Annotated in this window: 19 protein-coding genes, 1 tRNA gene and 1 other annotated feature; of the genes, 16 read left to right on the top strand and 4 right to left on the bottom strand. The window is 47.1% G+C overall.

The window, feature by feature from the left end; all coding sequences use genetic code 11:
• Positions 1-8: 8 nt before the first annotated feature.
• From HNQ56_RS20895 to HNQ56_RS20880, 4 genes are all read left to right on the top strand, one after another.
• The gene (locus tag HNQ56_RS20895; protein WP_429150120.1) at positions 9-1,712 is read left to right on the top strand and encodes a S8 family peptidase; all 1,704 of its coding nucleotides are present in this window, start codon (positions 9-11) and stop codon (positions 1,710-1,712) included.
• Positions 1,713-1,994: 282 nt separating this feature from the next.
• A complete protein-coding gene (locus HNQ56_RS20890; protein ID WP_429150118.1) occupies positions 1,995-3,356 on the top strand; it encodes a D-alanyl-D-alanine carboxypeptidase family protein in 1,362 nt (453 codons plus the stop codon).
• 37 nt (positions 3,357-3,393) lie between these two features.
• Positions 3,394-4,350 carry a CPBP family intramembrane glutamic endopeptidase gene (locus tag HNQ56_RS20885; RefSeq protein WP_429150116.1) on the top strand — a complete coding sequence of 319 codons (957 nt, stop codon included), beginning with the start codon at positions 3,394-3,396 and terminating at the stop codon, positions 4,348-4,350.
• 36 nt (positions 4,351-4,386) lie between these two features.
• On the top strand, positions 4,387-5,562 hold the full coding sequence (locus HNQ56_RS20880; RefSeq protein ID WP_429150114.1) for an iron-containing alcohol dehydrogenase: 1,176 nt from the start codon (positions 4,387-4,389) through the stop codon (positions 5,560-5,562).
• A gap of 47 nt (positions 5,563-5,609) precedes the next feature.
• Here HNQ56_RS20880 and HNQ56_RS20875 read toward each other — a convergent pair whose 3' ends face one another.
• The gene (locus HNQ56_RS20875; protein WP_429150113.1) at positions 5,610-7,472 is read right to left on the bottom strand and encodes a glycerophosphodiester phosphodiesterase family protein; all 1,863 of its coding nucleotides are present in this window, start codon (positions 7,470-7,472) and stop codon (positions 5,610-5,612) included.
• A gap of 142 nt (positions 7,473-7,614) precedes the next feature.
• On the opposite strand from HNQ56_RS20875, the gene HNQ56_RS20870 reads away from it, so the two are divergent.
• The 5 genes from HNQ56_RS20870 (at position 7,615) to HNQ56_RS20850 (ending at position 14,881) form a co-directional block, all read left to right on the top strand.
• A complete protein-coding gene (locus HNQ56_RS20870; RefSeq protein WP_429150112.1) occupies positions 7,615-8,793 on the top strand; it encodes a cation diffusion facilitator family transporter in 1,179 nt (392 codons plus the stop codon).
• Between the two features lie 248 nt (positions 8,794-9,041).
• Positions 9,042-9,113: transfer RNA gene (locus tag HNQ56_RS20865), tRNA-Gln, on the top strand.
• 186 nt (positions 9,114-9,299) lie between these two features.
• Positions 9,300-12,023 carry a DUF5050 domain-containing protein gene (locus HNQ56_RS20860; protein ID WP_429150111.1) on the top strand — a complete coding sequence of 908 codons (2,724 nt, stop codon included), beginning with the start codon at positions 9,300-9,302 and terminating at the stop codon, positions 12,021-12,023.
• 59 nt (positions 12,024-12,082) lie between these two features.
• Entirely contained in the window at positions 12,083-13,174 is a 1,092-nt protein-coding gene (locus HNQ56_RS20855; RefSeq protein ID WP_429150109.1) for a glycoside hydrolase family 43 protein, read from the top strand.
• An 86-nt stretch (positions 13,175-13,260) separates the two neighbouring features.
• Positions 13,261-13,513 (top strand) — a binding site (T-box leader).
• A gap of 87 nt (positions 13,514-13,600) precedes the next feature.
• Positions 13,601-14,881, top strand: a complete 1,281-nt coding sequence (locus tag HNQ56_RS20850; protein ID WP_429150107.1) for a pyridoxal phosphate-dependent aminotransferase — start codon at positions 13,601-13,603, stop codon at positions 14,879-14,881.
• On the opposite strand, the gene HNQ56_RS20845 is transcribed toward HNQ56_RS20850, so the two are convergent.
• Positions 14,766-15,791, bottom strand: a complete 1,026-nt coding sequence (locus HNQ56_RS20845) for a CPBP family intramembrane glutamic endopeptidase (protein ID WP_429150106.1) — start codon at positions 15,789-15,791, stop codon at positions 14,766-14,768. The genes HNQ56_RS20850 and HNQ56_RS20845 overlap by 116 nt on opposite strands.
• 168 nt (positions 15,792-15,959) lie before the next feature.
• A complete protein-coding gene (locus HNQ56_RS20840; RefSeq protein WP_429150105.1) occupies positions 15,960-16,979 on the bottom strand; it encodes an asparaginase in 1,020 nt (339 codons plus the stop codon).
• A 163-nt stretch (positions 16,980-17,142) separates the two neighbouring features.
• Here HNQ56_RS20840 and HNQ56_RS20835 point away from each other — a divergent pair, with 163 nt between their 5' ends.
• The 4 genes from HNQ56_RS20835 to HNQ56_RS20820 all read left to right on the top strand — a co-directional run bounded on the left by HNQ56_RS20835 (position 17,143) and on the right by HNQ56_RS20820 (position 20,655).
• Entirely contained in the window at positions 17,143-18,144 is a 1,002-nt protein-coding gene (locus HNQ56_RS20835) for a tetratricopeptide repeat protein (protein WP_429150103.1), read from the top strand.
• Positions 18,145-18,153: 9 nt separating this feature from the next.
• Entirely contained in the window at positions 18,154-18,687 is a 534-nt protein-coding gene (locus HNQ56_RS20830) for a DUF3267 domain-containing protein (RefSeq protein WP_429150101.1), read from the top strand.
• Positions 18,688-18,792: 105 nt separating this feature from the next.
• The gene (locus HNQ56_RS20825) at positions 18,793-19,197 is read left to right on the top strand and encodes a DUF2680 domain-containing protein (RefSeq protein WP_429150099.1); all 405 of its coding nucleotides are present in this window, start codon (positions 18,793-18,795) and stop codon (positions 19,195-19,197) included.
• A 105-nt stretch (positions 19,198-19,302) separates the two neighbouring features.
• Positions 19,303-20,655: an MATE family efflux transporter gene (locus tag HNQ56_RS20820; RefSeq protein WP_429150097.1), complete on the top strand. Its 1,353-nt coding sequence runs from the start codon at positions 19,303-19,305 to the stop codon at positions 20,653-20,655.
• A gap of 5 nt (positions 20,656-20,660) precedes the next feature.
• On the opposite strand, the gene HNQ56_RS20815 is transcribed toward HNQ56_RS20820, so the two are convergent.
• Positions 20,661-21,530: an AraC family transcriptional regulator gene (locus HNQ56_RS20815; protein WP_429150095.1), complete on the bottom strand. Its 870-nt coding sequence runs from the start codon at positions 21,528-21,530 to the stop codon at positions 20,661-20,663.
• A gap of 308 nt (positions 21,531-21,838) precedes the next feature.
• Between HNQ56_RS20815 and kduI the strand changes: the two genes are divergently transcribed.
• The 3 genes from kduI (at position 21,839) to HNQ56_RS20800 (ending at position 24,414) form a co-directional block, all read left to right on the top strand.
• Complete coding sequence (gene kduI, locus HNQ56_RS20810; protein ID WP_429150093.1) at positions 21,839-22,666, top strand: 5-dehydro-4-deoxy-D-glucuronate isomerase; 828 nt, start codon at positions 21,839-21,841, stop codon at positions 22,664-22,666.
• A gap of 109 nt (positions 22,667-22,775) precedes the next feature.
• Complete coding sequence (locus tag HNQ56_RS20805) at positions 22,776-23,582, top strand: carbohydrate-binding protein (protein WP_429150092.1); 807 nt, start codon at positions 22,776-22,778, stop codon at positions 23,580-23,582.
• A 46-nt stretch (positions 23,583-23,628) separates the two neighbouring features.
• Positions 23,629-24,414, top strand: a complete 786-nt coding sequence (locus HNQ56_RS20800; protein WP_429150254.1) for a gluconate 5-dehydrogenase — start codon at positions 23,629-23,631, stop codon at positions 24,412-24,414.
• Positions 24,415-24,689 lie beyond the last annotated feature (275 nt).

The following is a 24,689-nucleotide window of genomic DNA, read 5'->3' as shown; positions in this document are numbered from 1 at the left end:
GAGAAGAGATGATAGGAGAAGAGAGGTACAGGATAACCAGTGAGGATTATATGGAGGTGATTATAGAACTCAATGAGAATCCCAGGCTGCTGGAACAGTTTCCGGATGTTGTGGTGCAGTCTATGAATGACTGGTTTGCCATAGCCTACCTTCCGGCATCCCAGCTTTTACTTTGGACAATAAGTCAGTATGACTATTCCTCCATACCTTCTGCCTTCGGACTTACCAGTGAAATCAGCCTGGAGGCCTCGGGAATTCTCAGGCTGCGCCGCATTCCGGTATTCAATCTTCGGGGGGAGGGAGTATTGGTAGGAATTATTGATACCGGAATTGATTATACCAATCCGGTCTTCCGCCGAAGTAACGGAACCACAAAAATAGCCGCCCTATGGGATCAGACAGTAGAGAGCGACAGATATCCTGCCGGAGCACAGTATGGAACGGAGTATCTGTCGGATGATATTAATGTCGCTCTGAGCAGCCAGGATCCCCTTAGTATTGTCCCTAGTACAGATGAGAACGGACATGGTACGATGCTGGCGGGAATTGCGGCGGGGACGGAGGATGAGGCAAACGGATTCAGCGGAGTAGTTCCGGATTCGGAACTGGTAGTGGTAAAGCTCAAGCCGATGAAACAGGTGCTGAGGGAATTTTATATTATACCGCCGGGAGTTCCGGCCTACCAGGAGAATGATATTATGTGGGGGGTTCAGTATGTGATAGATATGGCGCGCCGGCTTCAGAAACCAGTGGCTATTTGCCTGGCGTTGGGTACCTCCCAGGGGGCCCATGACGGTTTTGGAGGTCTGGGGACCTTATTATATCTTACAGGAGATTTTCCGGGAGTGGCCATAAGCGTGTCTGCGGGAAACGAAGGAACAACACGAAGGCATTTTTTTGCGCAGGTCGATGCCAATACCGGCTACAGTACTGTGGAGATGAACGTGGCAGAGGACGAAGAAGGTTTTGTAATGGAGCTGTGGGGAAGGGCCCCCAATACTTATTCCGTTGATATTCTGTCTCCAGGGGGAGAATACATTCCCAGAATCCCGGAGGGACTCTATGTGAACAGGGAGATAAGATTTGTTTTTGAGAGAACCAGAATTTTTATCAGCTATCAGATGATTGAAACCCGGACCGGGGATCAGGTAATTATGCTCCGGTTTGTAGAGCCGACTCCGGGAATATGGAGATTTCAGGTGTACACCAGGGGAGACTTGGAAGGAAGCTTTCATATCTGGCTTCCAATGAATGGCTTTATTTCGGAAAATACCTACTTTGTGCAGCCGGATCCCTATACAACCATCGTTTCACCGGGCAATACCAGTATCCCGATTACCGTGACGGCCTATAATCCTGTCAATAACAACCTGTATCAGAGAGCCAGCCGCGGATACACCAGAGGAGGGGCAGTCAAGCCTGAGCTTGCGGCTCCGGGTGTGAATATCCTGGCTCCTTCACTGGAGCAGGGGTTTACGTCAATGTCGGGGACAGGAGCGGCTGCGGCCCATGCTGCAGGAGTAGCTGCCATTCTGCTGGAATGGGGAAACGTAAGAAATAATTATCCCGGCATCAACTCGGTTGAAATAAAGCAATTCCTAATCCGCGGGGCGAACAGAAGCCCCACGCTGATTTATCCCAATCGAGACTGGGGATATGGTATGATTGATATCTATAATGTTTTTGACATGCTCCGCTCAGACGTTAATTAGTCTGCCAGCAAACCCGAAGCGGAGTACAACTCTGATTTGAAATTTTGGTAAAATATATTTAGAAGGAATATACGGAAAAATGACTTAAAAAAGGGTGGGAGAAGGCAATAAATTAGGAATAAATAGAAGGATGGCAGAAAACAGTTGCATTCTTCGGATACAAATATTAAAATGAGAGAGAATAGTAATGGGGACGTTAATAGTGCAAATTAGTAACGTCCCTATTCAGCTAAAAAAGCAGATGTATCCAATGATATTGGGAATAGTATTGAGGAGAAGTCAATGAACAAAAAGAGTTTTCTGGGATTACTATTATTTGCATTTCTGGTTACGGCAGGAATGCTTGGGGGAGCGAATTATCTGACGCGCCTGGAGAGCAGCGGCGACGGCGGAGTAGCACGAGTTCAGGAATTAGAGAGTGACGATGCCGGGGATGAAGAGGGGCGGAGCCTGTCGGGGAATTCAGGAGAGCAGCTAATCCTGGCGGATGAGGCAGGAGAGACAGAGGATAGTATAACTGCGTCAGGAAATCAGAGGGAACCGGAAGATGCTGACGCAGCCGAAGATAATGCGGATATTCCAGGTGCAGCGGGAGATGCAGTCCGGGAAGAAGCGGATGAGGCAGGAGACACAGCGGCAGGCGGTGAGGAAAACCGGGAATTTTGGCTGGCCTCAAATCCCACGGACCATGGGGAGGATGCGGAGACCGGCCAGTCGGCAGGAGCCACCTTCAGCACTTCCGTAGGAACAGCGGAGGCACCTCAGCTTATCCGGAACAGCAATGAAATTGATTATATGGCATTCATTCCCGAAATGACGGTTGACAATGAGCTGAAATCGGCCCTGGATATTTCCAATCCGGATATCAGTGTGGACGCTTCGGCGGCAGTATTATTTGATGCCGTAACGGGGAAGGTTCTGTATTATAAGAATGCGGTGCAGGCGGTTTTTCCGGCGAGTACGGCAAAGCTGCTGACCGCCCTGGTGGCACTGGACTGCTGCGGGCTGGAGGAAGAGGCGGTGATTGGAGAGGAGATTACCATGATTCCCTCGGATTCTACCATTGCTTACCTGAAACAGGGACAGGTATTAAGCATCTATAATTTACTCAATGGTATGCTCCTCCCGTCAGGAAATGATGCGGCATATGCAATTGCAGCTTATGTGGGGAGAAAATCCCTTAAGAATACCCTGGCTTCCAAGGAAGAGGCCATAGCTGAATTTGTCCGCCTTATGAACCGGAAAGCGGAGGAGCTGGGAGTCAAAAACAGCTGTTTTAAGACACCGGATGGCTATGATGCCATTGGTCAATATACGACGGCCTATGATATGGGACTGATCGGAATGGCCGCCTCAGAAAATGAGACAATCGTTAAGGTGAGCAGCCAGGGATCTTCCCGTAATCTATTCCCAAGCGGAGAGGATGTTACCTGGAAGAATACCAATAAGCTGGTGAGGAAGGGATATGAATGGTACTACTCCAAGGCCATCGGACTTAAGACAGGCACCAGCACAATGGCGGGGAAATGTCTTGTGGCGGCAGCGGAGAAGGACGGCCGGAAGGTGGTATGTGCCGTCATGAATTCCAGCTCTAACGGCAGGTGGAAGGATACGCTTACATTATTAAAATACGGGCTGAAATAGCAGTTAAGGCAGCAATGCCTGGAACAGGGGGACATATATGTATCAACAGGAGAATAACCTGCAGGAGCAGCAGAGCGGAAATCAAGAGACGGAGAGATTAACGAAATCCATATTAAACCGGGCAGGCCTTGCCTTGTTTCTTATGGCAGCAGCAGTTCTGGTGGTTCAGAATGCGGTAAACTTTGCCGTGGCCCGGTTCTACCCCGCATGGATTGACACCCAGTGGTATGTCTGGGCATTGACGGCATTATCTATTATCGGGGTGGGGCTTCCGGTTTTCTATTTTGCTTCCGGCAGGATACCGGATTCGCCGAAGGGAAGGGAAGTCAGGCTGAAGCCTCTGCAATTTATCGCCATCTTCTTTGTCTGTACGGCGGCAATGTATATTACAAATTTTTTCAGTGTATTTCTTACTTTCTTTATGGCCCTGCTCAAGGGAAAGGGTTTGACGGATTTGAATCCGCTGACGGATGCACTTACTAATTCCAATCGGTTGTTAACTTTTTTGTATGCGGTTATGACGGCTCCCTTTGTGGAAGAAGTGATTTTTCGTAAGCTTCTGTTGGATAAGCTTCGCAGGTACGGCGATATTCCGGCCATCCTGCTGTCGGCCTTTGCCTTTGGCTTTTTCCATATGAATTTATCCCAATTCTTCTATGCGACGGCTCTGGGGATCATATTTGCTTATGTTGTAATTCGGACCAACCGGCTGAGGTATAGCATCCTTTTGCACATTATGATCAATTTTATCGGAACGTCCATGGTGCCCCTTGCCACAGGGAAAAATATAATCTTTCCCCTGCTTATCGTTGTCTGGGTATTCTCCGCCATTACCGCGGGTGTGCTTATCTTCGTGCTGAATATTAAGAAAATCAGCCTCTATGGCCCGTGGCAGCCATTAGAGAAGAAATCGGGGTATTTTCTGAACCTGGGTACGATACTCTATGTATTGCTGTGCCTGGCCATGATTGTAATACAAATAGTAACACTTTAACCAGCAATTTACTTTTAGTGAAAGGGAGTTTAAGCTATGAATAATTTTACATTTTGCAGCCCTACTTATTTTGTATTTGGAAAGAATACGGAGATGGAAGCCGGGCATTATGTGCGCCGTTTTGGAGGGACGAAGGTTCTGATCCATTATGGCGGCGGGTCGGTTCTCCGGTCGGGCCTGCTGGACAGGGTGAAGGCATCCTTGGATCAGGAGAAGATAGCCTATGTTGAGCTGGGCGGTGTGCAGCCCAACCCCAGAAGCGGATTGGTATATCAGGGAATCGATCTGTGCAGGCAGGAGGGTGTGGATTTTATCCTGGCTGTAGGCGGAGGAAGCGCCATTGATTCGGCTAAGGCAATTGCGGCAGGAGCTGTTTATGACGGTGATTTCTGGGATTTCTATGAGGGAAAGCCTATTACCGCAGCCTTGAAGGTTGGTACGATCCTGACCATTGCCGCAGCCGGAAGTGAGGGTTCCGGGGATACGGTGATCACGAAGGAGGAAGGAATGCTGAAACGAGGGGCCGGAAGTGACTTGCTTCGTCCCGTATTCTCCATTCTGAATCCGGCGCTGACCGTCACGCTGCCCGCTTATCAGACGGCAGCAGGAGCCACGGATATTATGGCCCATGTGTTTGAACGGTATTTTACCAATACAAAGGAGGTTGAGATAACCGACCGCCTTTGTGAAGCGGTTCTGCTGACCATGATTAAGGAGGTTCCGCGAGCGATCCTGGAGCCGGGCAATTATGATGCAAGAGCCAATATTATGTGGGCAGGCATGGTGGCACACAATAATCTGGTGGGCGTGGGAAGGCAACAGGACTGGTCCAGCCATATGATCGAGCATGAGCTTTCCGCTCTGTATGATGTGGCCCACGGTGCCGGCCTTGCCGTAATCTTCCCGGCCTGGATGACCTATGTGTATAAGCAGGATGTAATGCGTTTTGCCCAGATTGCCGAAAGAGTCTGGGGCTGCCATATGAATTACAGTAATCCGGAAGAGACCGCCCTGGAAGGCATCCGATGCTTAAAGAGGTTCCTGTCTTCTATCGGTATGCCGGTTAATTTCCTGGAGCTTGGAGCAAAGGAAGAGGATATTCCCTATATGGTGGAGACCCTGGGTCTTGGGGAGAACGGAACCATCGGCGGTTTCAAAAAGCTGGGCAGCAAGGATGTGGAGAACATTTACCGGCTGGCAGCTGAGCTGTAAGATTTGAAAATATAGAACATTAAGACCAGCGGCTTGCCGCTGGTCGTTTAATCCAATGCCTGTGAAAGACGGTAGGGGGAACGGTTTTGGATCATGCTGCGGATTAATTGCAGGAAGGTGGAGTTGGTGTTGTCCCGATAGAGAATCTCACGGGCCAGTGAGGGATTGTCGGTAATAATGGAATCCACGTTCAGGGATTTCATCCGCTCCATGTCCCTGACCTTATTAACGGTCCAGACATGGACCTCTTTACCTGCACGGTGGATATTAGCCACAACGGTTTCGTTTACAAAATTATGCCGGATACTGAAGAAATCCACATAATCCTTATCATAGAATTTACCGTAGACTGCGGATAGAATAAGGCCGGTCCGAATCTCATCATTCAGCTCCTTAATTTTTTTCAAAGAGTTGTAATTGGTTGAAGATACGATACACTGATATTCGTAGCCATATTCTTCAATCAATGCAACCAGCTGCTCTTCGAAAGACGGAGTATCTGAGGAGGTTTTGATTTCAATATTCAACATAATTCTGTCCTTGCAATAAATCAGAGTCTCCTCCAAGGTGGGGATTTTGGTGTTCAGATAATCCGGAGAGAACCAGGAACCCACGTCCAGTTCATTCAGCTGGGCATCCGTGAGTTCCCAGATAAAGGAGCTGACTCCGGCGGTGCGCTTCAGATTTTGATCATGAAGGAGTACCAGGGTGCCGTCCTTGCTCTGCCAGACATCGATTTCCGCATAGTCGGAATTGGCGAGGATAGCGCTCTCCAAGGCCGGAAGGGTGTTTTCCGGAGCGATATGGGAATTACCCCGGTGGGAGGAGATGGTAACACCGGTCAGCGCTTTTCCGAAATAAGAGGAATCGTGATAGATCAGGGAATAGAGATTGAAGATTCCGGCGGCGAGGAAGAGCAGGAGAATCCCGTTGATCCCGAATTTCTGTTTTCTGCTCTTGTATGAAAAATGATATTCGGCGTCCGGATAATCGGGCATGATGTCCCTGAACATAATGGTTTTCAAGGCTTCCCGCTGGTAGGTGTGAAACAGGGAGGCGGTGATATTGATATAGGATGCAAAGGTGAACATACTGTAGAAAAGAGTTGCATAAAGATTAATCTTCGGGTAGGCAGCAAGGAACACCGTGATGGCCAGGCTCTTATCAGCAAAGAAATAGGCACCCATAGCCGTGATGAAAAGGAGTCCGAAATAAAAGAGAAAAAATCCCAGTGTGAAGAGAAGGTAATTCACCGCCAGAATACGAAGGGTGCGAAGACGCCGCCCGTTCAGCAATTCTCTGGAATATCGCAGGGCATTGGAGAAGGTCAGTTGTTCGTTCATATAATAATGCAGGGTAAATAAGCTCCGGAGAGAAAAGAGGCCGGAGGCAAGAAGGAGGAGGAGCAGCAGGCTCTTTACCAGCAGATCATTGCCTTTTCCCTTGGTAAACTCTATATCCGCAAGAAAGATAACGCCAAACAAAACCGGAAGATTGGACAGAATGTAAAATAATATGGTAAAGAACAGCGGTGCAGGGCCTTCCCTGTGTATCCCGTGAATTGTTTTTCGGAATCCGGATACCGCGATTTGCAGCAGGCGGGGAGGAGATGCCATACCTTCCGTATTGCAGTAGTAGAATAGAGAGGTCAGCTTGACCAGGAGGAACAGCAGAAGCAGGAAGGACAGCGCCGTCAGCAGCACAAGAGCATAGGGCGAAGCCAGAAAGCTGAGTAAATTCTCCTGGGTAATGTAGCTGATTCCGGACAGCTTCATAATCAGCTTTATAACAGATCCTGCAAAGGGCAGGAGAAACATTAGAAAGAACAGGTTGTACAGGGTGTCCAGCAAAAAGATGGAACGATTGTGATAATGAAAATACTTTGCCTTAAGCTGTCTGACTTTTTTCATAATTGCTCTCCGATCCATGGAAACAGGCCTTACGTCCTATATATGTATTATGCACGATTCGTGTAAATTAGACAAGCAAATAAGAAGAAAAATGTCCGCTTAATTTATTATATGATGCCAGGCAATGAAAGGGGATATGGAGTTGACACAGATATTAGTAAAATTGTTCATTAAGGATTATGCCAATACAGAGAATGTCAAGGTGCGCACAAGCTATGGCATCCTGGCGAGCCTGGTGGGGATTGCCTGTAATGTATTGCTTTTTCTTACAAAGCTGGTGGTTGGAATGGTTCTTAATAGTATCTCTATTATGGCAGATGCTTTTAATAACCTGTCGGATGCCGCATCCTCGGTTATTAGCTTTATCGGTGTAAAACTGGCGGAAAGGCCGGCGGACAAGGAGCATCCCTTTGGACATGGGCGCTTTGAATATATTGCGGCCCTTGCGGTGGCATTTATCATATTGCAGGTGGGCTTCCAGCTGTTTCGGGGAGCCCTGGATAAGGTGCTGCATCCGGAAGAGCTGCTCTTTAATCCGGTGCTGACGGGAATTCTGGTGCTGTCGGTGCTGCTGAAGATATGGATGTCCCTGTTCAACCGCAAGCTGGGAAAAAGCATTAATTCTTCCGTGCTGCTAGCTGCATCGTCGGATTCAAGGAATGATGTTATTGTAACCTCCTCCACCATTTTTTCCGCCCTGGTGGTAGGGATTACCGGAGTGAATATTGACGGCTATGTGGGTCTTTTGGTATCCCTTTTTGTCATGGTTGCCGGGATTAAGATTGCGAAGGAGACACTGGAGCCCCTCCTGGGGCAGGCCATTGGGCGGGAGTTATACCACAAGATTACGGACATGGTGGAGAGCTACGAGGGAATTTGCGGAACCCATGATCTGATTATTCACAATTACGGGCCGACCCATCACATGGCTACCATTCACGCGGAGGTGCCCAATGATATCGGCTTTGAACACGCCCATGAGACCATTGACCGGATTGAACGGGATGTGCTGGAGAAACTGGATATCTTCCTTGTAATTCATATGGATCCCATCGAGGTGAATGACTGTACCGTAACCGAGAAGAAGGAAATGGTATTTGGTATCGTACGGGAAATGGAAGGAAAGGCCTCCATCCACGATTTTCGTATCGTGAACGGAGAGCATCAGATTAATCTGATCTTTGACCTGGTTCTTCCCTATTCCTATACCAAGGCGGAGGAGCAGAAGCTTCTGTCCAGAATTATTGATAAGATACGGCAGCAGGATTCCAGATATCAGTGTATTATTACCCTGGAAAACAGTTTTGTGGAGGAAGAGTAGCAAGCTGGCGGGGGACAGAGCGGATATTCTGTCCGGCCCGGTATATATTTCAGAGAAATGGGGCAGATTATATCAAGATAGTTGATGGTAGGGGTATGGAAAAGGCAAGGGGGAAGCAGCAGTAAAAAAACGGGTAAAAAAATAAACTGAAAAAAATGAAAATTATGCTTGAAAAAAAATGAACTATATATTATAATAGCATTCGTGGCGGTCAAGACAGGCCATAAAATAGAAAAAAGAATAAATTTTGGGCTATCGCCAAACGGTAAGGCACTGGACTCTGACTCCAGCATCTCAAGGTTCGAATCCTTGTAGCCCAGTTATAAGCAAAAACCTGGTCATCCAATGATGATCAGGTTTTTTGTTTATAGCTGGGCTGGATAGTCCATATTATGGTGGCTTATCAATTAGTTTCATATTGCTATATCATTCCTAATGATGGATAATTGATAGGAATTATACTGTTTTTCCCTATTAATCATCTATATGAGGAGAATGAATAAGATATGAAACCAGAGCAGATCAAGCCACATATTACAAAAGAGAACAGGAGAAACAAGTGGAAAGTATTTATCAGCTATTTACTGATATTATTAGCTCTCGTTTCATTTATACCAGCAAAAGATGCTCAAGCAGCCTCCAAACTAAAGATTTATAACTATACCACAAAGAAGACTGCTACATACAATGGAAGACAATTTCAGGTTACTTATAAGGGTAAGAAGATAAGTGATAGCAGGACTCCGGGAATCCTTGCGGATGGAGTAGCTCTTGTATCATATGCAGATGTTTTTAAGAACTCTCCGATCGATGCGGATTGTGTCTATGATAAGTCTAAGGGTACCATAACAATCGCAAAGAATGATAAGAAGATTGTTCTGACCATCAACAGTAAGAAAGCCGTAGTGAATGGCAAAAAGGTGAATTTAACTGTAGCTCCGGTAAAATATAAGTTTACAGCAAATAGCATTACTAAGATTTATGTTCCTTCAAAATTTGTAGCAGAGAATTTAGGCTATGAATATAATTGGAGCAGTGATAAGAAGACACTTATGCTTGATAAGAAGACGATCCGGGTTTCTTATAATGGCGGCAAGGCCTTTGAATATGCAGGTGTTCAAGGTGAAGTGACGATTGATGGCGTAAAAGTAAAACAGGGTAATATGCCAAGTGTTATTCATAATGATACTACCCTGGTTAGAGCCAAGAGTGTATTTGCTGATTCTAAGATTAAAGCAAAATACGCTTATAACAGTAAAACGAAAGAGATTACCATATCCAAGGGCGATACGGTGATTGTGATGATGGTCGGAAGCAGAACGGCTTATGTTAACGGAACAAAAGTGACAATGTCTGCATACCCGATTCAGCTGGCAAACCATGATGTAAGTACGAATTATATCATGGTGCCGGGAAGCTTTACTGCTAAAACCTTAGGTTATGATTATAAGTGGAATACAGGGAAGAAAACCTCTGAGATTACTTCAAAGAAGAATGCGGAGAAGGATAAGGAAAGCACCTTCGCTTTCGGCAATACATCAAACAACATTAATAACGGGGGAGAATTTGCTTATAAGAACGGTTGGCTTTATACTACTTCGCGGGATATCAGCATGGCGAATAAAGAAAGATTAGACGGTACGGAGAAGCTTTTCCTGGAGGGGCTGTCCGATATAGGCAATCTGAATGTAACCGACAAATCTATCTATTACACAAGGAAGCATTCTGATCATAAGCTCTTCCAATCCGATTTAGAAGGAAATAAAGCCAAAGTGATTAACAATAAGGATTCGATTTATAAGTTCGTCCTATATGATAAATATATCTTTTATATTAGTAATGGAACTATTTATCGAATGAATTTGGATGGGTCGGATAGAAGAAAACTGACAGAGGATAAGAGCTGTGACGAAATAAATATAACGAAGGACTTTATTTTCTATAGAAATAATAAGTATGATTTAATCCGAATGAAGCATGACGGTACAAGCCAGAAAAAGCTTCATGATTATGTTCAGAATATTATAACGGATAGCGAATATGTATATTTCACGGATGAGAATAGCTTTATCAATCGAATTAAATTTGATGGTACAGGATTGAAAGCATTAAATACGGATAAATCTTCCCGTATGAATGTTTCAGGTAATACCTTATATTATAGCAATTTAGAAGACAATGGGAAGTTATATGGGATAACAATTGATGGTAAAGCCAGAACGAAGCTTCGCGATGAATCTGTAGCATGGATCTACATTGCGGAGGACATGGTCATCTGCCAGACTTATGACAGCTCTGGCTGGGTCGGAGAATATATAAGAATGAAGACGGTCAACCTGGCGGAGGAACACAATGATCCCAATTCAAGGGGGAATACAGCAAGTAATATCGTTAATGGCGCATTTACTGCATCCGATGGAAAGAGTATTTTTTTGGCTGACCAAGGTGAGCTATATCGTTTGAATATGGATGGTTCTGAAAAGATCCAATTTGATAATTATAAAGTCTACTACGGCTACCATAGCTTGAATGCGGTTGGAGATGATATCTATTATTCATTGTCGTACCCGCATAATTCATCTCCAAAGGGTATCTATAAAGTCCGCAAGGATGGAACCGAGGCTCCCATTCATCTATCCGGCAAAAAGGCGGATTATATGACCGTTGTGGGAGATTGGATTTATTTCACACAGGAACCGGCCGAGGGCGGATATTATACTGGCAGCGGTCATATCCTCAAGATGCGTATTGATGGTACGCAGGAGATGTATATTGAATCGGATAGCGACGGATATGGAAGAGCTCTGAACATCGTCGGGGATTATATCTATTATATCAATGATACTCATGGCAGCAGTATCTATCGTATGAAGACAGACGGCTCACAGGATAGGAGATTGTCCGAGGAGGAAGGTCTGCATAGCATGGTTGTATATGAAGATGATATCTATTATTATAATTATAGTGCTGATATGATCAAACGGATGCCTGTTAACGGCGGTACCGGTACTGTAGTGGTTCCGAAAGGCGGATATGGGATGACTATAGAGAACAATAGAATCTACTATGTAAAATCAGATAAGATATACTCATGCAAACTGGATGGTACAGATTTAATTATGGAGACCGAATGTTATGGAGATGTGATGAATATTACAGCAGGATATATCTATTATAATGATAAGGATGGTTACCATTCCCTAATTAGAATGAAACTTGTGTCACACTAAAACTTACGATATGCATAATTATACTCTTGACAAAAAGCGGTTATGGAGATATGGTTCTTATGAGTATGGAGACCTATGAGAAATCAATGTTTCTTAATGGGATTTATCAGACTGTTGAAGCTGCGGAGCAAGAGGCAGCCGAAGGAAAAACCTTGGATGCAAAGGATGCGCTTAAGAATTTAAGGAGTCGGTATGGGAGAGAGGATCAAGAGATGAAGGCATATTTATTTGTACATTTTAAAGAGAAAAGAACACCGGATGGTGAACAGGTTTATTTTAGCGTAAGCAAGGACGGATTTCATTGGGAAGAGGTGAACGGCGGAAATCCGGTGCTCTGGAGCTACCATGGGGATAAAGGAGTGCGGGATTTTACCATTGTGAGAACGGACACCGGAAGCTTCCGCATCTTTGCAACGGACCTGAGCCTGGCTTACGGGATGCGGAATCAGTATCATCATTCCTGGGAGGAAATCTCCCGCAACGGCAGCAGGGAGCTGGTGATGTGGGAATCCGAGGATCTGGTCCGGTGGTCGCAGCAGAAGATGATTACCCTGGGAGGAAAGGAATTCGGCTGCCGCTGGGCGCCGGATATTATCCGCGATAAGAAGAAGGGGGATTATATTCTGCATTGGTCCTCTCCTCATGAGAGCAATGATTACGGCGAAAAAGCGATTTATTATACACGGACCCGGGATTTTGAGGCGTTTTCCCAGCCGGAGCTTCTGTACCGCAAGGAGGACAGCGGTGTGATCGATTCCTGCATGGTGGAGGAGAACGGCACTTACTATCTTTTTGTTAAAAGCGAGAAGAATCCGGAGCGGATTATTCTGCTGAAGGCAGCTGATCCCACAGGGCCTTTTGAGCGGATGGAAGCCTTTGACGCAGAGATGAACCGATTGCAGGCAGGGTTGTATGAGGCTCCTACCGCCTTCCGGCTGGAGGACGGCAGATGGTGTCTAATGCTGGATTATTACGGGGTACCGGGCAAGGGACAGGGCTATGTGCCGTTCCTGTGCGATGATATCCAGGGCGGAATCTTCAAAAGATCGGATGCAAGGTTCTCCTTCCCCTATGGCTTCAAGCACGGAACCGTATTGGAGATCACTTCGGAGGAGTATGAGCGGATTAAAAGCTATGAATTTGAAGAATAGCCGAATGGACTGCAGCGATCTGACCGGAAAGTTTATTGCTTTTGTATTGACAATCCCCGTTCTGTCTGTTAGAATGTAGAAAATTCAAAAAGGCGATGAAGAGAAGTAGTACATGGTAAGGATATTACAGAGAGAAGATGGTTGGTGCGAATCTTTATGGAATTATCATGGAAGCAGTCTTGGAGCTTTGAACCGAACAGCCGCGGCTTAGTAGGCTTCAACGTTTTCCCGCGTTACAGGGAGGCAGTATGATAGTACTGGCAGAGTGCAGAAGACGGAGTGTCTCATTCCTTTCTGAATTTAGGTGGTAACACGGATGGATTAACATTCGCCCTAAGCGTTAGAATATAACGCTTGGGGTTTTTTTGTTGCCAAAAACACAGACAAAACAAAGTTGACAAGCCAGGAGAAAGGAAGGAGATTCGTATGAAGAGAGTATTTGAAAAATCGAGGAAGCTGGAGAATGTATGCTATGATATCCGCGGGCCGGTGATGGAGGAGGCAAACCGGATGATCGCTTCCGGTCAGGAGGTTCTGAAGCTGAATATCGGCAACCCGGCGGCTTTTGGCTTCCAGGCACCGGAGAGGCTGGTGCGGAGGATGGCGGAAAATCTGTCCGATACGGAGGGATATTCTGATTCCAGAGGTATTGTTCCGGCCAGAGAGGCAATTATGGAATATTGCCGAAAGAAAGGGATGCAGCATGTTACCATGGAGGATATCTATACCGGAAACGGTGTCAGCGAGCTGATCACCTTATCTATGCAGGGACTGCTGAATCCCGGAGATGAGATTCTGGTACCTTCCCCGGACTATCCCCTATGGACGGCTTCCGTAACTTTGGCAGGAGGTAAGGCGGTTCACTATATCTGTGATGAAGAAGCCGGATGGTATCCCGATATCGAGGATATTAAGAGAAAGCTGACGCCGGAGACCAAAGGTATCGTAGTGATCAACCCCAACAACCCCACAGGAGCCCTGTATCCGAAAGAGCTTCTGGAGGAAATTGTGGAGATTGCCAGGAAACAGGATCTGATTCTGTTTGCGGATGAAATCTATGACCGGCTGGTGATGGATCAGGAGGAGCATATTGCCCTGGCATCTCTGGTGCCGGATTTACTGACTGTCAGCTTCAACGGCCTGTCCAAATCCCATCTCATCTGCGGATACCGCTGCGGGTGGATGTGCCTCTGCGGTGACAAATCCCGTGCCAGAGGCTATATAGAAGGAATTAATCTGCTGTCCTCCATGCGCCTGTGCTCCAATGTTCCGGCGCAGTCCGTCATCAGCACGGCTCTGCAATTCCAGCAGGAGACACAGGCCATGCTCCAGGCCGGCGGACGAATTTATGAACAGAGGGAATATGTCTGCCGGGCATTAGGTGAAATACCGGGAATTACCCTTGTAAAGCCGAAGGCCGCCTTTTATATCTTTCCCAGGCTGGACAGGAAGAGGTTCCGCCTTCATGATGACGAGCAGTTTGTACTGGATTTTCTGAAGGAGAAAAAGGTTCTGCTGACCCATGGGGGAGGCTTTCATTGGGAGACGCCGGATCACTTCAGAATGGTATATCTGCCGGAGATAGAACAGCTCAAGACAGCGGTTGACTCCCTGCGGGACTTCCTGGCTGACTACCGGCAGGATACGCACTTCTTCGTTTCTCGTCCTTTATCATCAGCACTGCCATTACAACCGCAGCTGCAATAAAGCCAATTCCGCCGAGGAAGCCCGTGGGAGCCGGTCCGATAAAAGGATTACCTCCGTTTTCAGTCAGGTAAAGGCCTGCCGCTGCAATGGAATTCAGGCCTCCATGGGCAAAAGCGGCAGGAATACAGCTCTTAGTCCGAATTGTCAGGAAGGAGAATATGGTTCCCATTACGATACAGAAAATGATCATGGCAAGGATTCCGGTAAAAGGAAAGCCCTTATAGTTCAAGCCGTAATTATGGCCCAATGCGGTCAAAGGAGCATGCCATAATCCCCAGATAACGCCATTGATGAGAAGCATGGGGATGATTTTGAATTTCTCCTTCATCTTGGGAAGCAGGTAGCCCCGCCAGCCCCATTCCTCTCCGAAGCAATTAATCAGATTAACCAGGGGGCCAATCAGGAGGGCGGTAGCTGTCTGTATTAACAGGGAGGATCGCAGCTGGCTGACGGAGACCTCCACACCTGCATTCTGATAACGCTCCACCAGAATGGGGAGGTTCGGGTCGAATTGGGAAGGATTGAGCGCAAAATAGATACCGGCACCCAGAAGTGTCAGCAGACCAGGCCCAAACCAGGCGATAAGATAGTAGGGAAGATGGGTTTTCAATTTTGGAAGTATCAGGAGAGTATTGCGAAAGCCCTCTTTGGTAATCAACCGGGTCAGGAATACGCCCAGAGCCGGGACAAACATCATTCCGGATACCAGGGACTGGCCCGCCAGGGCGAGCTGGGCATCCTCTCCGGTGACCATGGGGCGGATTACTGCGATTTCCACAAGGTAAGTAAGGATAAAGGTAATTGCCAGATATAATATAATTCTTTTGGTTTCCAATTTTGGATCAGCCGCGGGACGGGAAGCAGGTGCTCCGGCTGCAGGCTGCTGCCGGAAGGAGGGATTATTATTCATAATTTGAATTCCTTTCTGTAAAGGTACTGATGGTTGTTTACGAATATCATAGCACAAGCGGGTCAGAAACTCTATGCCGAAATGTTAAAAAAGAGCCGACTACAGGAACATGCTCTTGTTCCTGTAGTACCAGAATATAGGGTAACTATATTACGTAGTAAGTGTTGACTACAGGAACATGCTCTTGTTCCTGTAGTATAGGATATCGTTGCTCACGGTAGTGTAGAACATCTGCTTAATCTCCTCCGGCTGGCTGGTCTGTCCCAGAATCCACATCAGCTTGCTGACAACAGCCTCCGTAATCATATCATAGGCTTCCAGCACACTGACCTGTTTCTTCAGGTCGTGTCCCACCTGATAGATATTCATATCGCTGCCCTCATTGGGTACCTGAGTGGTCATTACAACCGTTCTGCCCTTGCGGATCCATTCCCGGATTACTTCAAGGTAATGGTGGTGGGGAAGAGAAGGAATTCCTCCGACTCCGTAGCTTTCAATAATCACCGCATCATATCTGGTAAACATATAATCCAGGATATCGGAATCTGCTCCGGGAGTAAGCTTGAACAAGCCTGCCTTTGGATTTAATTTATCATAAAAAAGAGGTTCCTCCGGTTTCGGCTGGGTAATATACTGGATGAGATGCCCGTCCTGGATGGATGCAAGATAGGGATAATTAATACTGCTAAAGGCCTGGAAGCTTTTGGAACGCGTCTTTCTTCCTCTGGTTCCCAATATCACCCTGCCGTTGAAGACAATCTGGACACCGCTGGCCTGCTCATCGGAGGCGTAGAGAAAGCTGTCGAAGAGATTGGTCTTGGAATCTGTCACCTCCATATGAATAGGGCGCTGGGCACCGGTGAGAACAATGGGCTTTGGCGAGTTCTGAACCAGATAGGACAGGGCCGCGGCAGTGAAGGCCATGGTATCCGTACCGTGGCTGATGACAAAGCCGTCATAATCATGATAGTGCTGCCGAAGTGTCTGGGCCAGCAAAAGCCAGATATCGGGAGAGATATTGGTGCTGTCCATATTGCAGATCTGTACGGTCTCCACTTGGCAGATCTGTGAGATTCCCGGAATGTACATAAGTATTTCGTCCGATGTGAGCTGGGGATGAAGCCCCCCTTGTCCTGATTTTGCCGAGGCGATGGTCCCGCCGGTTCCGATCATAAGAATTTTTTTCATAAAATTGCCCTTCTTTGCTTAAAATCATACCGTCTTCTTAGCGGAAGCAGTATAGAATTGAATAAATTCACTTTACATGAATTTTGAATTAGTGTAAAGTAAAATAATAGTGCTGATGCTGCCAGTTTAACTTAATGACATCGGCCTGGGAAGGAGTATTCCTATGGATGAGGAATTTGAGGGGTTTGAGGATTTTGAAGAAGCCGGTCCCGAGCCGGTAAAATTAAGAATACCGGTATGGGTCCTGGCTCTTCTTGCAGGGATTGTTGTTCTGGAAGTGATCAGCTGGATAAGCTTTCCTCAGACAGTGAGGGATTACAAGATATATAAAGAAGCAGGGAACAGGGTTGAAAACAGTGAGGCATCCTCCGCGCTGGAGGAGCTGCTGGAGGTGGCGGAGAGACATCCGGATTCTATTCCGATTATGATAAAGCTGACGGGGCTTTCCATGAAGACGGGGTATTATGATATTGCCGGATATGTAATTGATACCTACCTGGTAGGGAAAAGTCTGGAGGATGAAGATTATAATACCATTGACCGCCATTATATCAGACTGGAGAACTATTTCAATTCGGTTGCAGCTGTGACAAAGGTTGTTGAGGAAGCAGCGAATCAGGGATTGGCAGGGGAAGAGGAGTACCTTTCCTACCTGCGGGAACAGATTGAAAAGCTGATGTATACAGAGGGGCAGGATGATGCCTATCTGAATTACAATATGGCAATGCTCTCGCCTGATTCCCGGACAATACTGGATTATTTGCAGACCTGCTACGAAATTGACCCCGAATGTCTTGATGTCCGGGCTCAGCTTGGTGTTGTATACCGGAGGCTGGGGCAGCTGGAGGAAGCGGGAGAGATTCTGGAAGAGGCACTGCAGAAGGATAAGAGGGATAGCGGCGCCCTTCGTGCATCAGCTACCCTGGCTATGGTGAAAGGGGATTTGCAGGCCGGGCTCCGGGCGGCAAAAGATGCATATGAGAGCAGCTCCGACGGCAGGTATGTCAGGGAGACCTATCTGATTGCCCTGACCGTGAATGGAATGCAGGAGGAAGCGCAAGTGATCCGCAATGAAATAGAGCAGAGCGGCGAGGTATTGGAAGAGAATACCCTGCAGTTACTGGCGGGAGAGATTTCCCTGCGGGATTATTATATCGGTGAATAGGAGGAGAATATGCTGATACCCGGTTTTTTGATTTCTATTGTGACCTTTCCCGGTGTGATTATACATGAGCTGGCACACCAGCTGTTCTGTTATTTGTGCGGGCTGGAGGTCTATGAGGTAAAATATTTTCAATTTAAGAATCCCAGCGGCTATGTGATCCATCAAGCCTCGGATCAGCCCGGAAAGGTATTTCTGACTTCTATGGGGCCTTTCTTTGTGAATACGGTAATCGGACTTTTCATCATTCTGCCGGCTTCCATTGAGGTGGTTGCCTTTAAGGAATATAATAATATACTGAATCTGGTGCTGGCCTGGCTGGGATTTTCCATATTAATGCATTCCTTTCCCAGCACCGGGGATGCCAAGGTAATGGTAGATCATATCCTGAGAAATAAAGAGATTGGATTGCTGACTAAGATTTTAGCCGCACCGTTTATCGGTCTGGTATATGTGGGAGCCATAGGCTCCGTCTTCTGGCTGGATGCAATCTATGCCGCGGCGGTGGCATTGCTGCTGCCGAATTTAATTATATCTTTTATATAACAAAGAATGCGCATTGTTTCACTAATTATTCTTTCTGGTTTTGGGCAATACTAACGGTGAAAGTTGCTTCCCTGCCTGTGGTTATTGAGAAAGTGAGGGAACAATATGTACAAAACGCGATTATTTGTATTAGCAGCCGTAGTAATGGCAGCGATGCCCGGAATTCATCCGGTGGCTGCCATGGCATCCCAGGCACCGGAGCAGACGGAGCAATTGCCGGAAAAGAATAAGGACCGGAAAGCCAACCGTGCGCTCTTTGAAGAAAAAATGAACAATGCCATTAAGAAATGGGATACTCTGACCATAGACCAGAAGAACGAGGTGTATGCTCTCGTAGAAAATGAGATGACGGCACAGGATAAGATTCTGGACAAGCTGACAGACCTTGGCGTAATGGCAAAGGAAGATGCAGTTATGATAAAGACGGAACGGATGAACCGTTTGAATAGGATCAGAGAAAGCGGAGAATTTCCGCTTATGAGGCCTAAGGGCTGCAGAAAGCACAAATAATAGATGTGAGTCAGATGGAAAGCGATTGAAATAACCCCAGGCAGGTAAGGGCTTTCCTTACAAGAATACCTTATTTAAATATCATAAGAAGAAAAGGAATTAACAATGTACGAACAGAAGAATCTTGCGAAGGGAAATGTGGCAAAGCAGCTGATTATCTTTGCCATTCCATTTATTATCTCAAATATTATCCAGACTCTGTACAGTGTTGCAGATATGGTCATTGTCGGGCAGTTCAACGGGACGGCCAGCATGTCGGGGGTCAATATCGGAGGCCAGGTCACTATGCTGGTTCTCAATGTGGCAATCGGGATCAGTACGGGCGGAACGATCATGATAGCCCAGTCCGTGGGTGCGGAGAAGACGAAGAAGCTGGAGAAAATCATCGGTACGCTCCTTACCTCTCTGATGGTCACGGCGGTGGTTTTGATGGCATTCATGCTGCTGCTGAAGGAGCCGATTTTGCGCATGATCCATACCCCGGAGGAATCCTTTTCCGAGGCAAATGTCTATCTGATGGTCACTGCCCTGGGAACCGTGTTTATCTTTGGATATAATGCCTTAAGCGCTATTATGCGGGGAATGGGAGACAGCAAAAGCCCCCTGTATTTTGTCACCATCGCCTGCATCACCAACATTGTCCTGGATCTGCTTTTAGTAGGAGTCTTTCATCAGGGAGCCCTGGGAGCGGCGGTTGCAACGATAATATCACAGGCCTTGAGCATGATATTATGTGTGATCTATCTTCGGAAAAGAAAATTTGTGTTTGACTTTAATATAAAATCCTTCCGGATCGATATGGAACAGATGAAAAACATCCTGAAACTGGGGATTCCCCTTACCATTCAGAATTTGATCAGCAATCTTTCCTTCTTATTCATGACAATGCTGGTGAATGTCATGGGAGTGACGGCGTCTGCGGCGGTAGGAGCGGTAGGCAAGTACAACGGTTTTGCCATTCTTCCGGCAATCGCCATGAATGCGGCCATATCCGCCATGGTGGCCCAGAATATCGGAGCCCGGCGGGAGGACCGCGCCATTAAAACCATGCTGACGGGAATGGGACTGGCCTATGCAATATCCATCCCGATTTTCATATTAACGGCCATATTTCCCGGAGAGGTGCTGCGTATGTTTGCCCCGGATCCGGAGCTGGTGGCAATCGGTGTCCCGTACCTGAGGATCTTCTCCATTGATTACCTTGTGGTTCCCGTCGCCTTTTCTCTCATTGGCTTCTTTGTTGGAACAGGGCATACCACCTTCTCCTTATTCAGCAATATCATGTCGGCTCTTGTAATCCGAATTCCCATGGCATACCTGCTGAGTGATGTGGCGGGAATGGGATTGCCGGGTGTGGGCCTGGCGGTTCCCCTGGCCACCGTCACCACGGTGGTGCTCGGCGTCTTATTCTTCTTCTCAGGGCGCTGGAGGCGGAGAACGGTGAACATAGAAGAATAACCGGATCAGATCCGGTTATTGTACATGGAGTATTTTTTGGGGGAAAGCCCCACGGTCTTGGTAAAGGCCTTTAAGAAAGTGCTATAGTCCAGAAAACCGCACTGCTCGTAGACTTCATTGACGCTGGCACCCTCCGAGAGGAGCGCTTTGGCGATGCTGATTCTGCGGGCAGTTAAATATTTATTCACCGTAGTTCCGGTGGACTGCTTGAAGATCCGGCAGATAAAGGACTTGCTGAGGAAGAAATGGTCTGCCAGCTGCTGGATGGTGAGGGGTTCACCGATATTTTGGTTGATGTATTCCAGAATATCATTTACCTGCTGGTCGTACTGGTAATTGAAATCCTCCGTCAGATTCTCATTTTGCTGGGTTGCATGGAATTCCTTATTAAAGAACACCATCAGCTCGGTAATGGCAATACGCTCCAGAACATCCTCGGCATATCCGGATAGGCTGGTAATCTTATGGATATAATACATAAAACGCTGCTGCTGGTTTTTATCCAGGGAAATCCGGTGGCTGAAGCCGGGGCTCCGGTTCAGGAAGCAGTAATCCAGCTCCGTTGCCGGAGTGGAGATGGAGCGGAGAAAATCGGGGTGAATCGAGATGACGATGCGCTCATGCTCCTCATGGTCAATCTGAGTCAGGTAATGGCTCTCGTACTGGTTAATAAAAAACAGGTCTCCGGGTTCAATCTTATACGCCTTATTATCGATGAGAAACTGCTTGCCTCCCGAGATGGAGTAATAGATCTCGTAGCAGTCGTGAATGTGTATATTCATGGTCTTCTCTTCGAAAAATAAATGCGCGATAGCAAAGTACTTATTGGAGATACAGGCATTGATTGCCGATTGACAGGAGTTGAATTCCTTCATCGCCTTATTCCTTTCTATTATGATTCAAATCGGTTATTATTCAAGCGGACCCGGTACGATCCGGTTGTTTTTGCTAATTCCGGTCATGTATAAGGATATTCTATCATTAGTGTTCAATAAATTCAATATTTTTAATAACAAACGACAGGAAAAAGAAAATATGTTATGATAGAATTACAGTATCGGATACCCTGGCAGCAATTTAATAAAGCATTTTGAAGGGATTTGCACCGATGAAGCAGCGAGAGTGCGAACGAACAGTAACCATAGACGATGAATTGTATATTTAAGAAAAGAGGATGATTATCATGGAATTAAGAACAGCAGTATCCCCCAAGGACGTGAAGCATTACACCACAGAGCAGCTGAGAGAAGAATTTTTAGTACAAAGCTTGTTTGTACCCGGCGAGATTAAGACGGTGTACAGCCATATTGACCGCATTATTATCGGAGCGGCAGTGCCCGTTACCCCTCTGACCCTGACAGCCGGAGAGGAGATCCGGGCGAAGTATTTCCTGGAGAGAAGAGAGCTGGGCATCATCAATATCGGCGGAAGAGGCACCGTGACGGTGGACGGAACGGAGTACACCCTGGAATATAAGGATGGCATGTATGTTGGAATGGGTTCTAAGGACATTGTATTTGCCAGTGAGAACGAGAAGAACCCCGCATTATTCTATTTCAACAGTGCGCCGGCTCATAAGACCTATCCTACCGTGCATATCAAGCCGGAGAATTGTGTGAATGTGGAGCTGGGAGCTCTGGAATCCTCCAATCACAGAGTGATCACCAAATATATTCTGCCGGGACAGGTGGAGAGCTGCCAGTTAGTGATGGGAATGACCAAGCTGAAGCCCGGCAGCGTATGGAATACCATGCCTTGCCATACCCATGACAGGAGAATGGAGGTTTATCTCTATTTCGAGATGCCGGAGGATGCTCTGGTATTCCACTACATGGGCGAGCCCACCCAGACAAGGCACATTGTTATGAGAAACCGGGATATCGTGATTTCCCCCAGCTGGTCCATCCATTCCGGCTGCGGCACCCAGGCTTATACCTTTATCTGGGGTATGGTCGGAGAAAACCAGGATTTTGATGATATGGATGCAGTTGCAATGAAGGATCTTGCGTAATTGTACACTGAGTCGGAGCGCGGATATTGAGGCAGAAGGAGCAGCCTATCGCAAAGCAGGTAACAGCCCTATGGAGGAAAGGCCGATAATCTGCCGGGAGGAGAAGGATATGAAACTGACAATTGAGATAGTGGACCGTGAGGGCAATGTCCTTGCGCAAAGCAGCGGTTCGGGAGAAGCGGGGCTGGTCTATTCCCGGGAGTACCAGGAGGGAGATCAGATCCGCATCCGCAGCACGGAAGAGAAGACATATCTGATGGTTCAGGCCGATGATGCCCTGGGCAGCGCCTTCCTCTATCTGACCGACGGGAAGATATGCTATCCTATTCCCTTCGGGGAGAAGAGAAGAGCCTATTCTCCCAAGGTGTTCACCGGGAGCCTGCATTATCTGTGGGTGAGAAAGGCAACCCCGGAGGAGGTATCCTCCTACCGGAATCTGGCACTCAATGTAATGGACCAGCATGAAGCGGAGGGGGTATTCCCCCATGCTACGGCCAATGTGGAGACCCGCGGAGAATCTGTTTTTGCCGCGAGAAATGCCATTGACGGAGTGAGGGAGAACCGCTCCCACGGGGACTGGCCTTACCAATCCTGGGGTATCAACCGCCAGGAGGATGCCAGGATGAGAGTAGATTTTGGCAGAGAGGTTGTAATTGATAAAATTGTGCTCTACACCAGAGCCGACTTTCCTCATGACAACTGGTGGCAGCAGATTACCCTGTGCTTCAGTGACGGAACAAGCCGGTTGTGGAAGATGGAGAAATCCAGTGAAGCCCATATCCTGGAGCTGGACAGGAAGGAAGTCCGCTGGGTGGAGCTGTGTGAGCTGATTAAATCGGAAGACCCTTCCCCCTTCCCCGCATTGACACAGATTGAGATATATGGTACAGAAAGTGAAACGGAACAGGCTATTTAGGTAAATTTCAGATGAAATAAAAGGAGGAAGCACAATGAGTCAGATTATGGAACGTTTTTCCCTGAAGGGGAAGGTTGCTTTAATTACCGGAGGTTCTTACGGAATCGGCTTTTCCATCGCGGTTGCCTATGCGGAGGCAGGGGCGGCCATCTGCTTTAATGATATTAACCAGGAGATGGTGGATAAAGGTCTGAAGGCTTATGACGAACTGGGGATTAAGGCGCATGGTTATGTATGTGACGTAACCGATGAGGATGGAGTCAACCAGCTGGTGGCAAAGATTGAGCAGGAAGTAGGCGTGATTGATATCCTTGTGAACAATGCGGGAATCATCAAGCGTATTCCTATGACGGAGATGAGTGCTGCGGATTTCCGCAAGGTTATTGATGTTGACCTGAATGCTCCCTTTATCGTGTCCAAGGCGGTAATTCCCAGCATGATTAAGAAGGGACACGGCAAGATTATTAACATTTGCTCCATGATGAGCGAGCTGGGCCGTGAGACGGTATCTGCTTATGCAGCTGCCAAGGGCGGTTTGAAGATGCTGACCAAGAACATCTGCTCGGAATACGGAGCTTATAACATCCAGTGCAACGGCATTGGACCCGGATATATTGAGACGCCTCAGACAGCACCCCTGCGTGTGCCTGGCAATCCGTTTAATGAGTTCATTATTGCCAAGACTCCGGCAGGAAGATGGGGCAGGACCGAGGATCTGACCGGGCCGGCAATTTTCCTGGCTTCCGATGCTTCTGATTTTGTAAACGGCCATATTCTGTATGTGGACGGCGGTATTCTGGCTTACATTGGTAAGCAGCCTGCCAACGACTAGACTATTCATCAGTTATTATAACAGCGAAAAGCAGCTTCTGGTTGATCCGGGCTGCTTTTTCGCGTATAATGTAAGCTATGAAAACAACTGCACCTGTATGGTACACCGCGATTACAGGAACATGCATTATGTTCCTGTAATATAAGCTATGAAAACAACTGCACCTGTATGGTGCACTACGATTACAGGAACATGCATTATGTTCCTGTAATATAAGCTATGAAAACAACTGCACCTGTATGGTGCACTACGATTACAGGAACATGCATTATGTT

The organism is Anaerotaenia torta (assembly GCF_050433395.1).
Taxonomy (GTDB): domain Bacteria; phylum Bacillota; class Clostridia; order Lachnospirales; family Lachnospiraceae; genus Mobilitalea; species Mobilitalea torta.
The sequence above is the reverse complement of the archived record's forward strand: the minus strand, read 5'-3'. Positions and strand labels throughout refer to the sequence as shown.